An 11,178-nucleotide genomic window follows, 5' to 3' on the forward strand; every position below is an offset into this window, starting at 1 on the left:
TGACGTCACCATACGTCGTGGAGTCACTTGAGGAGGGCTAACGCGGCCTCAGAGCTTGCTTGCTGACTCCCTGCGAGTTCCCTCGATTATCTCGATTGGTGCACCTTCTGCCCGGCAAGCACGGCATCGTTGCGGGCCGCAATCAGCCGTTCGTGCTTGCGGCCCATCTGACCAACATCGACTACAATATAATAGCCTGCTGTGGCTTGTTTCGACTACGCTGCCCACGCCATCCGCTCTCACACTCTCGCAGCCATGTCTGCGCCAACACCGGCGAGCATCGCTTCCGCATTGCAGCCGGGCCGCTGGCGCAAGTATCCGGCGATCAGTGCGCATATTGGTTCCGGGACCCGCAGCCCGGGTGCTCCCTCGACCCGGCGCCAAGCCAAGAATGCGATGCTGGCAAACAGGCTGTCCAGCTCGCAGTGCTGGCGCAGCCGGTTCCATTCAGCCGGTGTCTCGGCCTGTTCCAGGCATGCTTTCTCCAGCAACAAGCCCACCGGGATGTCGAGGCGAATCAGGATTCCAGACAGGTGGTGATACTTGCCGGTTCTGGCGGTCGTCATGGCCGCCCCCACGTCGACATGCTGGCGTGACCAGCGGCCCGAGTGTTCACGCTGCAATTGCGCCGGCAAAGGAAGATCGTGGCCCATGCAGGCCAGCGTGAGCCGGACAACGTCTGCGCTGGCACCACCCCACGTGATAACGACGTGCGATGGTCGGCTGATCAAGTGGTTCGAAAGCTGCCCCAGGATCTGCGCCTCACTGTGATCGTGTGCGGTCCAGCTGACCAGGGGGCCGGTCGATACACGGCCTTCCTCGTCCAGCTCGAATTCGTAGGCGCTGGCGGCGGTGATGACGCGGCAGGCTCCGCGGGCCCTTTCCTGGTCCGGTTCGATGCAGCTGTATGCCTCGCGCAAATACGGGTCGAAGCTGCTTTCGGTGTCGATGGCGACGTATTTCATTTCAGTGCTCCAGATACGCCAAGGGCCGCACGATGGCGGCCCTGGCAGGTGTTGTTCTTGGTGATGGAAGGTGCGTTGGCGGGTCAGAACGGCACCCGGGCCACCTCCAGTGCGGACCATGCCCGCCATGCTGCAACCAGCAGGCGCCGATCCTCGATGTCCTCGGCCATGGTGGTGACCCAGGTCAACCAGACGGCTTGCGCCCGGTCCGGCAGGGTAGCGATGCGCCTGGCCTCATCCACGTCTTCCCACGGCGGGACGTAGGCGAGGCCGAACTCCTTTGCCCGATCCTCGATCGCGTCGAACACCGCCGCCTGAGCACCACGATCGACCGGATCCGCGCGTTGCGTGACAGGGGCCAGGACGTGCCCGCCCTCCGGCACCCGCGCCATCATCAGAAGCATGGGGTGCATGTGCGGATGCAGCTGCAGGTGACCCCGCTGCAGGTCGAAGGCGATGGTCTCCAAATCCTCGCGGGTAGCGGTGAAGGTGGCAAAATCGAGCAGCCTGCCGTCGTCGCCATAGGCGACCGCAAGGATGGTAATGGATTCATGGATGCGCATGGCATGGTCCTTTCTGGACGCCAGATGCGCGAAGGGGCCGGCGGCCTTGCGGCTGCCGACCCCTTCGCTGGTCTGGTTGAGTGGTGGTGAGGTTCAGGCGACCAGGACGAGGCCGTTGTCAAGAGGAGTTATCCGATGACGACAAATGGGACGGTTGTGGACTGCCAGGTTCTGGATACGTGTGATCTTTGCCGCAATTGAGAAAGGGCCCCCTCGTTCACCTACCATGCGCGCGATCGCCTAAGTGGATTGCAAGACTTCACCCACCTCCGGGTGACTTCGGTCCACGGGGGCGAGGCTCTCCGGCATGGATGTCCCGCTTGCGAGCCGTCTTCCAATCGATGCGATAAAGATCGAAGCGGCGGTCGGCCAGATTGCGCACGGTCCCTTCGGCCCTGGCCCAGGTCAGGTCGGCCAGGTTGACGTCGGCAATGGTCAGGGTCTCGATGTTCTCGCTCGCCTCTGCCGCGATACCGTCACGTGCAAAGGGGAAGTCGCACGGGGTCAGGATGCACGACTGGGCGTACTGGATGTCCATGTTGTCAACGCCCGGAAGATTGCCGACATTGCCCGACATGACCACGAAACACTGGTTTTCGATCGCCCGCGCCTGTGCACAATAACGCACGCGCATATAGCCCTGACGGTTGTCGGTGCAGAACGGCACGAAGATGATCCGCGCGCCTTCGTCCACCAGCCGGCGGGCGAGTTCGGGGAACTCGCTATCGTAGCAGATCAGCACGCCGATGGGCCCGACGTCAGTCTGGATGGCGGCCACCGAACTGCCGCCCTTGATCTTCCACCAATAGGCTTCGTTCGGCGTCGGGTGGATCTTCTCCTGCGAATGGACCGACCCGTCGCGCAGGCAGACATAGGCGATGTTCTGGATGCTGCCGTCCTCGACCCGCGTGGGGTGCGAGCCGCCGATGATGTTGATGTTGTAGCGCAGCGCCATGCGGGATAGCTCGGCCACGATCGGCTCGCGGTATTCGGTCATCCGGTCGATCGCCGCCATCGGCGACAGTGTCTCCGGCTCGAACGAGAGCAGCGGCATGGTGAACAGCTCGGGGAATACCACAAAATCCGAACGGTAATCCGCAGCGACATCGACGAAGTATTCAACGTTCTTCACAAATTCACCAAAGTCCTCCACTGCGCGGGCCTGGAACTGGACGGTGGCCAGTCGAACGCTCTCGACGTCACGCGGCACGCGGAATGCGGGCGGCTCGCTGGGATCGACATAGGGATTGCGCCACACCATGTGCGCGGCGAACCCGTCGGATTGCTTGTCGAACGGCAGATATCTTTTCAGCACCCCGATCGGCGTGAAACCATTGGCAAGCTGGAAATTGATCACCTGGTCGCGGAGCTCGCCCTCGGCCACGCGCCGCAGATAGTCCTCTGGGCCATCGACCTTGTTCTTGACGCGGGCATAGCCGGGCATGCGGCCGCCGAAGACAATCCCGCGCAATTCAAGCCGTTCCGCAAGCGCACGCCGCACTTCGTATAGGCGCTTGCCGATCCTGAGGCCACGATGTCCGGCATCGACCGCCATCTCGGTGCCATAGAGCCAGTCGCCCGTTGGATCATGCCGGCTGCCGAACCCGTCGCCAGTGATCGTGGCCCAGTCGTGGGGCGCCAGCGCGATAGCCTCATCGATACGGGACGAGGCGCAATAGCCGACGACTTTGCCCTCAAACACCGCGACGAACTGCCCCTGGGGAAAATTGTTGATCTGCCCAATGATCTGGCCGGGACTGTAGTTTTCGACTCCGGGATAGGCCCGGCCGATCAGGGCCAGAATCTCGGCGGCATCGCTCGCAACGGCTTCACGCACGTCGAGTGTGGCGGGGGTCTTGCTTGGCAATGCCTGCTCCTGAAAAACTTGAATTGATCCGGCTGCCCGTCAGAAGTGTTCACGGCCCGGATGTCCAGAGCTATCGCGTCCATCTCCTGCCGGGCGCGACGGTCGCGCGGGGAATGCGCCCTACTTCATAAGACCTGCGGCCCGCAGCGCCGCTTCGATCGTTTCGCCGATTGATGATGACCCGGATGGTTCCGGTTGGCGACGGGGTGATCGCGGCGGTCGCGCTGCCGGAGTGGAAGCACTGGCAGGTGCCGAAGCCACGCGCTTGCCCAGCAACTGCCATGCCTTGGCGGAATGGATCGTGGACGAGATGCCAACTTCGAGCATGTAGGCTCCCGATATGCCGCAACCGCAATCGCCCTTGGTCGAAAGCGGCGTTCCGTGGCCCATACCGGTAACGCGATACTCCTCGATCAGAACCTCCCCCGAAGGCGCGTGCCACGCCCGGTAGGGATAGGTTTCGACCACCCTGGTTTCCGTCGGAGCGGTGGGCAGGTCATGGATTTCACACCACTGGCGCAGGATTGCATCGGCATTTGACTGGTCAACCACGGTATCGGCCGTGCCATGCCAGATCGCGACAGCCGGCCAGCGGCCGCGATTATCCGAAGCCGACCGGATGGCGTGGCCCAATGCGCGGGGTGAAGGCCTGTGACCGCGCATCTGTTCGAACGCCTCGCCGACGGAGCCGGCTACGCCATGCGGCAGTCCGGCCAGGATGGCCCCGCCGACGAACTTTTCCGGATAGACCGCAAGCATTGTCGAAGCCATCGCTCCTCCTGCTGATAGTCCGGTGATGAAGACCTTGGCGGGGTCCACTGCGCCTTGGTCAACAAGTGCGTCGATCATCTGGGCGATCGACAACGCTTCGCCGCTGCCGCGCCGGGTATCGGCATCAGCGAACCAGTTGAAACACAGGTTGGGGTTGTTCGCCCGGCGCTGTTCGGGAAGCAGTACGGCAAAGCCATAAGCTTGCGCCAGGGCCGACCAACCGCTTCCGCTGTCGTATGCGGCGGCAGTCTGGGTGCAACCGTGCAGCACCACGACTAGAGGAACAGGTGGTCCGGACTCCCCGGGCAGATTGGTCCATGCGCCAAGATTGCCGGGGTTGGAGCCAAACCCCGTGAGCGGGCGCAGGTGCGTTTCGCCACCCGCCCTGGCTAGGCCCGGCAAGCTGCCATTTGATGCCAGAGACCTGTACATATCGCTCGTCCTCAATAGTGCTAAGACACCATGAACGAAGCAATCGCCCTTTCGTTGCTGCAGTGCAGCATTAATTCGACCGATATCCGGATTGACCGGGCGGACCTGCCTATCGAGACATGATGGGTCTCAGCCGCAAGGACCGTCAGCCAGCACGATACCCGAAGCCACAAGATCGCTGCGCTGCTCTGGGGAAAGCTCGTGCGGCCCAACAGGTGCAATCAGCGTCACGTCTGCGCTGTAACTGCGAAGAAACCTTGCTTCGTTGCTACCCTTTTCGCCCGTTCCGATCACGCCGATCCGCTTGTCGGTCACCTCGTAGCCATCGCATATCGGGCAATAGCGGAGCAGGCCGCGTTCAACTGCACGGTCGTGCACGTCGGGAGCAATATCCGGCCGGTTGTTCAGCACCCCTGTTGCGAGCAACACGGCCTGAGCGACCCATGCCTGATCATCCACGCGAACGCGAAGCAACTCACTATCGGGTTCGATCCTGCGCACCGTGCCCAGTTCGAAAGTGGCGCCATAATGCCGGGCCTGCTCCTTCATGCGGTTAAGCAGTTCAGCGCCCGGAATCCCACCGGGAAATCCGGCGTGATTGTGCGTGCGCGGGATTGTCGCTGCACGACTGTTGCCGCCATCCACCACCAGGACGCGCAAATGGAAGCGGGCAAGATATATCGCCGCAGTCAGTCCCGCAGGCCCGGCACCGATGACGACGCAGTTCAGCGGTTGCTCCATGGTTTTTTCAGTTCACGGCGACGGGCCGGGTCCCCGGCGGCGAGTCATGTTTCTGCGCCCTGTTTCGCCTGCTTGGCGTCGAGGTCGACCTTGTTCTCGCGTGGCCAATGGCGGAGACTACGACAGGACTTTATGAACCCGGCGGCATCGGCCGCCTTGGTGAGCGGCATGCAAGCTTCGTCGAGATCGTCGGCCAGGCCCGCCTTGGCGAATATTGGCTCGGCCTCTGTGCTCATGCCAATGAACTTGCAATGGGCGAAGGCATCGGTGACGAAGTCCTTGGCTGCCGCATCCATCGCCAGCATGGCCGCACCTTCATCCGACACCAGCACGGCCACAGCATCGAACAGGACGGACGCGCCGCCATCGATCTTGTGTTTGGCCGCCACGGTCGTGCCATCGGCAAGCGTCACTCCGCCAATCTTGGGCGCGATCACCTCATAGACCGCACACTCGGCTTCGACCGCACCCAAAAGCGCCTTGAACACGGCCGCATCGGCCCCGTCGCTCAGCAGAATGCCGAGCTTGCGGCCGGCAAAGTCCTTCGGCCCGTTCCTAACTATGCTGAGCGGGGCAGACGGCGGCAGGTCGGTGATCGGCTGGCGCGCGGCCACCGCCGCATCGGGCAGTGGCAGGCCAAGCCCGTCGGCAACGGTCGATGCCAGATCTTCGTCAATATTCAAAAGGTGCGAGACCACGCGGCTGCGGATGTCGGGCCGTTCCACCTTGGACAGCTCGAACACCAGCGCATCGCCGATATGCTTCTGCTCGATCGGTTCCTGGCTGATGTAGAACTGCCGCGCCTGGCTGTAATGGTCGGCAAAGGTCTCGGACCGCACGCGCTGCTTGGGTCCGTCTGCCACTTCGGCATAGCTGCGATGACCGCGCGCCGGATCCTCGCGCGGGCCGCCCAGGGACGGGCCCCAGCTGTTGGGCTGGTAGTTCGCGCGGCCCACTGGGTTGGTCATCGCCATGTGCCCGTCCTGCTGGAAATGGGCCATCGGGCACTTGGGCGCATTGATCGGGATGTGGGTGAAGTTGGGGCTGCCCAGCCGCTTCAACTGGGTATCAAGATAGGAGAAATTGCGCCCCTGCAGAAGCGGGTCGTTGGAAAAGTCGATCCCCGGCGGCACGTTCTGGGTGCAGAACGCCACCTGTTCGGTCTCGGCGAAGAAATTGTCCACCACGCGGTCGAGCACCAGCCGCCCGACAATGCGGACCGGCACCAGTTCCTCCGGGATGATCTTGGTGGCATCGAGCACGTCGAAATCGAAGCTATCGGCGAAATCATCGTCGAACAGCTGCACGCCCAGTTCCCATTCCGGGAAGTCGCCGCCGTTGATCGCGTCCCACAGGTCGCGGCGATGGAAATCGGGATCGGCGCCGTTGATCTTCACGGCCTCGTTCCACACGACCGATTGCAGGCCCTGCCTGGGCTTCCAGTGGAATTTCACGAAGGTCGATTTGTCGTCTGCATCGAGCAGTCGGAAGGTATGGACGCCGAAGCCTTCCATCGTGCGGAACGAGCGCGGGATCGTCCGGTCGGACATCTGCCACATGACCATGTGCATCGATTCCGGCGTCAGGCTGATGAAGTCCCAGAAATTATCGTGGGCCGATTGCGCCTGCGGAAAGGCGCGATCTGGCGCCGGCTTTACCGAGTGGACCAGGTCGGGGAACTTGATCGCATCCTGGATGAAGAACACCGGGATATTGTTGCCGACCAGGTCCCAGTTGCCCTCCTTGGTATAGATCTTGACCGCAAAGCCGCGCACGTCCCGCGCGAGGTCCATAGAGCCCTTGCTGCCCGCCACCGTGGAAAAGCGCACGAAGGCAGGGGTCTTCTCGCCCACCCGCTGGAACAGGTCGGTGCTGGTCACGTCGGACAGGCTGTCGGTGAGTTCGAAATAGCCGTGCGCGCCATAGCCGCGGGCATGGACCACGCGCTCCGGAATGCGTTCGTGATCGAAGTGGAACATCTTCTCGCGGAAATGGAAGTCCTCCAGCAGCGTCGGTCCGCGTGCCCCCTGCTTCAGGCTGTTCTGGTCATCCGCAACCGGGATACCCTGCTGGGTGGTCAAGGTGGCGACATTGCTGTCGGCGATTTGGTGGATCTCGCCTCCGTTCGCCAGATCCCCGGCAAAGGCGAAGGCCACCTCGGCATCCTCGGGCACAGGGTCCGCCTTGCGCGGCGTCTCCCCACCAATGTCGGCGCCGGCGAGATCTGCCGGCGTGACCTTCGGGGCGCGTTTGGCGGATTGGGTTGGCGCGGAGTTCGGGGCAGGTTTCTTGGCCATGGCTGGATCCTCGGGTGCTGGGGGAAGCTCTTCAGACTGAACCGTCCGACCGCCGGGAAGTTGCAGTCCCAGAGAAAAAAAGCGCCACTGATCGCCAGGTTGGGGTTTGGTGTGCATGTGCCCGGGATGCGTTGCTGTGCCTATGGTGATGAGGGGATAAGGCGACGGAAGGCTTCTGTTACACCAACCCCGTCAACCGGCTTTGTCAGTATAGCGACCGGGGGTTTGCACTGCTCGCAGAATTCGGGGGAGCCGGTTATGAAGATGACCGGAATCTCGCCCAGTTCTGCCCGGATGGTCCTCACGGCGTAAGGGCCGGTGCCAGCACGCAGGCCAACATCGGAGAAGATTATGCGCGGCTGCTGCTCGCGCGCGGCACGGACGGCCTCGGCTTCAGTGCAAGCACTCGCAATGGACGTAGCGCCTGCCTGTTTGGCGAGGTAGCCCAGATACTCGGCGATCAGAAAGTTGTCTTCGATGATCAGAACGTGGCACATCGCTACTGCACCATGATGGGCGGCATCGGGTCATCGAAGTCGTCCCTCTGCAATGACGAGGCGATAGACGACAGAAGCGTATGGGATCGCTGTATCGAACTGTCCGCACCGTCGGCAGCCGTGAGATTCTCCGCCTGCACCTCGACCGCGCGTTCAACGATATCGATCGCCTCTCCGGTGCTCAGCAATGACTTTTCGCACAGCCCGTGGATCAGGCTTTCGACCAGCAGCAGCGCAGCATTCCCATGCGGATCTGGAGTCTCGGTCTTGGCATGATTTACAGGAACATTCTCGGGATCGGACATATTTAGACCTAATGAACCAGGCGGTCGCGGGGGACCGCCTTCAGCCGTAGACGCCTGGTGGTGGTTGCTAACGATGCGATGGGACTACAGCATCCCGTCGCGCGAAACCACAACCCACAATAAGATTGGATAATAACATTCATCAATATCCGAGAGGCGGAACGGGCAGTAGGAACAATCATGGCAAATCGCTTCGTCCAGAAATTGAGTGGGTTGGCCGACCTGGACGCCGATGATGCCGCGGCGCTCGAAAGGGTCACGGCCAAGCCGCGCCGCTATGTCGCGCGGCAGGACCTGATCCGTGAAGGTGATGAGCCGGGGCCGATGTTCGTTGTGCTGGAGGGATGGGTCTGCCGCTACAAGATCCTGCCCAGTGGATCGCGGCAGATCATGGCTTTCCTTATGCCGGGCGATGCCTGCGATCTGCACATCAAGCTGCTGGCACAGATGGACCACGGCATCCAGGCGATCACGACGGCAAGTGTCGCCACAGTAAGCCGAGAGCAGATGGAATCGATGATGCGGGACCATCCCAACATTGCCCGTACCATGTACATGGCCCAGTTGGTCGATGAAGGGATTATGCGGGCTTGGATCGTCAGCATGGGTCGGCGCAGCGCTGCCGAGCGCGTGGCGCATCTGATCTGCGAGCTTTACCTTAGAGCGCGGAGTATCGGCCTGACGGGAGAGGGCGAATTTGCCTTGCCGCTGTCACAGCTCGTCCTGGCCGATGCCCTCGGAATGACGGCCGTCCATATCAATCGGGTCTTGAAGGAGCTTCGGCTTGCCGGGGCCATGGCATTGACCAGGGGTAGCGTAACAATCCTCGATCCGGTCAAACTGGTCCAGATCGCGGGGTTCGACGAGAATTATCTCCACCGCCGTTTGCTTCTCACCGGCTTGAGCGCTCGGTAGAATATCTGGCACCTAGCTCGCCAAAACTGCCATTCTTGCCGAAATTTGCGCGGTTGGGCCTATCAGATCATGACTGGAGCGCCGAGATCCTCAGTTTCAGTTTGGCCACCAGCCCTGTGGCTTTCCAGTCATAGTCTATCGATCCGCGAAGCTGTCCTCCCAGGTTGGACTGCACCATTCTGCTGCCGAACCCTTTGAGCGCAGGAGGTTCGACGATGGCGGGACCGCCTGTTTCCGCCCACACCAAGGTCAGCGTCTCTTCGTCGGTAGATCCGGTCACCTCCAGGGCCCCTGTTTCCGATGACAGGGCGCCATGCTTGGCAGAATTGGTCGATAGTTCGTGAAATATCATCGCCAAGGCCGTTGCGGTACGCTCGCCAACACCCATCCTGGGAACCGCCACCCTGATCCTGCCACTGAACGCGCCCAGATCATCGTAAGGGGCAAGGAGCACGGTGAGCAGATCGCCGAGTATTGCTGCGTGTCCTTGCGAGCCTGGTAGAGGACGGACAAGATCGTGAGCCCGTCCCAATGCGGTCAGGCGCTGGGTAAGCTCCTGCGCCATATGCTCGATAGTTTCGGTGGATCGAGAGGTAAACGCAGTCAGGCTGGTCGCAATGGCCAGCAGGTTCTTGACTCGGTGGCTCATCTCGCCGGCCAGTAGTTCGTGGCCTTCCTCGGCTTGTTTTCGGCCGGTGACATTCAGGAAAACACCGAACATTGTCCGATCCCGGATGCCCTCGTCCGCGCCTCGGCCTCGCGCGGAAATCCATCGAATATCCTCGCCTACGAGGATTCGAAAATCGATCTCGTACGGTCCTTCGACGGAGCGGGTCGCCTCGAAGGCTTCCCGCACCCGGTCACGATCCGCCGGATGGATGTTCGCCGACAAGGTCTCGAACTCGATCGAGGGGGCATGTTCCAGTCCCCACAGGTCGAACGCCTTTGCGTCCATCCTGAAAATGTTGGTGTCAACGTTCCAAGACCACAGCGCCACGCAAGCCGCATCGACTGCCTGTTGCAGGTGTTTGTGGCTCCATTCGGAAGTCATAAGGGGCGTCGCATCGCGGGCCTTGTCGCTTTGGGGAGACGGCAATCATTTATCGCCAATACGCTCACTATGGACCGCCGTGGGCCCCTATTCAACGTCCGTCATCATGTGGACTGCCTCACCCTAGCGTTCTTGGGCTTCGGCTTGGCATCGCCGTTCGCCAATTGCAGAGACATGCATTCGCGCCTTGCCAGTGGGGTTTGGAGGGGCACAGCCCGCTCTATAATGCAGGTTGAAAGCCAGTGTCGGAGGCATGGTATCAGTTACCTGCTGACTTGCCATCCACCGGATACACATTTCACCTATATCGTAGCACGCAGTCGTCGATGATCTGTCCCATCAGATCGTATCGACGGCCATCGCCAGTAGCTTCCGCACCTCGCCTGCCACAGAAGTCAATTCAGCGTTCTTGATCGCCTGCATCGATTCCACCGGGTCGATGGCGCTGACCTCGACGCCGCCCTCGACTTCCCGGAGGATGACGTTGCATGGCAGCATTGCGCCAACCCGCGGCTCGATACCGATCGCCTGATGCGCCATCTTTGGATTGCAAGCGCCGAGGATGCGGTAGGCAGGCATCTCGACATCCAGCTTCTTTTTCATCGTCGCTTTGACGTCGATCTCTGTCAGGATGCCGAAGCCGTGGTCCGCGAGAGCCTTGCGAGTGCGGGCGTCCACATCGTCGATAGCCGCGTCGGAGATTATGCGATTGATAGTGTAGGTCACAGCGGATCCTTTTACCAAATTCCGAACACCATTGATCGAGGCTGGGGC

Annotated in this window: 10 protein-coding genes and 1 pseudogene; 1 reads left to right on the plus strand and 10 read right to left on the minus strand. The window is 61.5% G+C overall.

The window, feature by feature from the left end; translation table 11 throughout:
• Window positions 1-239: 239 nt before the first annotated feature.
• From M3P36_RS07185 to M3P36_RS07220, 8 genes and pseudogenes are all read right to left on the minus strand, one after another.
• Entirely contained in the window at window positions 240-965 is a 726-nt protein-coding gene (locus tag M3P36_RS07185) for a hypothetical protein (protein WP_249702574.1), read from the minus strand.
• Between the two features lie 83 nt (window positions 966-1,048).
• Window positions 1,049-1,528, minus strand: a complete 480-nt coding sequence (locus tag M3P36_RS07190) for a hypothetical protein (RefSeq protein WP_249702575.1) — start codon at window positions 1,526-1,528, stop codon at window positions 1,049-1,051.
• Window positions 1,529-1,787: 259 nt separating this feature from the next.
• Window positions 1,788-3,395, minus strand: a complete 1,608-nt coding sequence (locus M3P36_RS07195; protein ID WP_249702576.1) for a carbon-nitrogen hydrolase family protein — start codon at window positions 3,393-3,395, stop codon at window positions 1,788-1,790.
• A gap of 120 nt (window positions 3,396-3,515) precedes the next feature.
• Window positions 3,516-4,598 carry an extracellular catalytic domain type 1 short-chain-length polyhydroxyalkanoate depolymerase gene (locus tag M3P36_RS07200; RefSeq protein ID WP_249702577.1) on the minus strand — a complete coding sequence of 361 codons (1,083 nt, stop codon included), beginning with the start codon at window positions 4,596-4,598 and terminating at the stop codon, window positions 3,516-3,518.
• A gap of 135 nt (window positions 4,599-4,733) precedes the next feature.
• Window positions 4,734-5,339, minus strand: a pseudogene (locus M3P36_RS07205) (NAD(P)/FAD-dependent oxidoreductase); the annotation flags it as partial.
• Between the two features lie 44 nt (window positions 5,340-5,383).
• Complete coding sequence (katE, locus tag M3P36_RS07210) at window positions 5,384-7,636, minus strand: catalase (protein ID WP_249702578.1); 2,253 nt, start codon at window positions 7,634-7,636, stop codon at window positions 5,384-5,386.
• Window positions 7,637-7,776: 140 nt separating this feature from the next.
• Window positions 7,777-8,133: a response regulator gene (locus M3P36_RS07215; protein WP_249702579.1), complete on the minus strand. Its 357-nt coding sequence runs from the start codon at window positions 8,131-8,133 to the stop codon at window positions 7,777-7,779.
• Window positions 8,134-8,135: 2 nt separating this feature from the next.
• Window positions 8,136-8,438 carry a hypothetical protein gene (locus M3P36_RS07220; RefSeq protein WP_249702580.1) on the minus strand — a complete coding sequence of 101 codons (303 nt, stop codon included), beginning with the start codon at window positions 8,436-8,438 and terminating at the stop codon, window positions 8,136-8,138.
• A 180-nt stretch (window positions 8,439-8,618) separates the two neighbouring features.
• Between M3P36_RS07220 and M3P36_RS07225 the strand changes: the two genes are divergently transcribed.
• The gene (locus M3P36_RS07225) at window positions 8,619-9,353 is read left to right on the plus strand and encodes a Crp/Fnr family transcriptional regulator (RefSeq protein ID WP_249702581.1); all 735 of its coding nucleotides are present in this window, start codon (window positions 8,619-8,621) and stop codon (window positions 9,351-9,353) included.
• A 67-nt stretch (window positions 9,354-9,420) separates the two neighbouring features.
• On the opposite strand, the gene M3P36_RS07230 is transcribed toward M3P36_RS07225, so the two are convergent.
• Both M3P36_RS07230 and M3P36_RS07235 read right to left on the minus strand, forming a co-directional pair.
• Window positions 9,421-10,404, minus strand: coding sequence for a sensor histidine kinase (locus M3P36_RS07230; protein WP_249702582.1), 984 nt, complete (start codon window positions 10,402-10,404; stop codon window positions 9,421-9,423).
• Between the two features lie 339 nt (window positions 10,405-10,743).
• A complete protein-coding gene (locus M3P36_RS07235; protein ID WP_249702583.1) occupies window positions 10,744-11,130 on the minus strand; it encodes a DUF302 domain-containing protein in 387 nt (128 codons plus the stop codon).
• Between the last annotated feature and the right edge of the window lie 48 nt (window positions 11,131-11,178).

It is taken from the genome of Altererythrobacter sp. KTW20L, from assembly GCF_023501975.1.
GTDB lineage: Bacteria > Pseudomonadota > Alphaproteobacteria > Sphingomonadales > Sphingomonadaceae > Alteraurantiacibacter.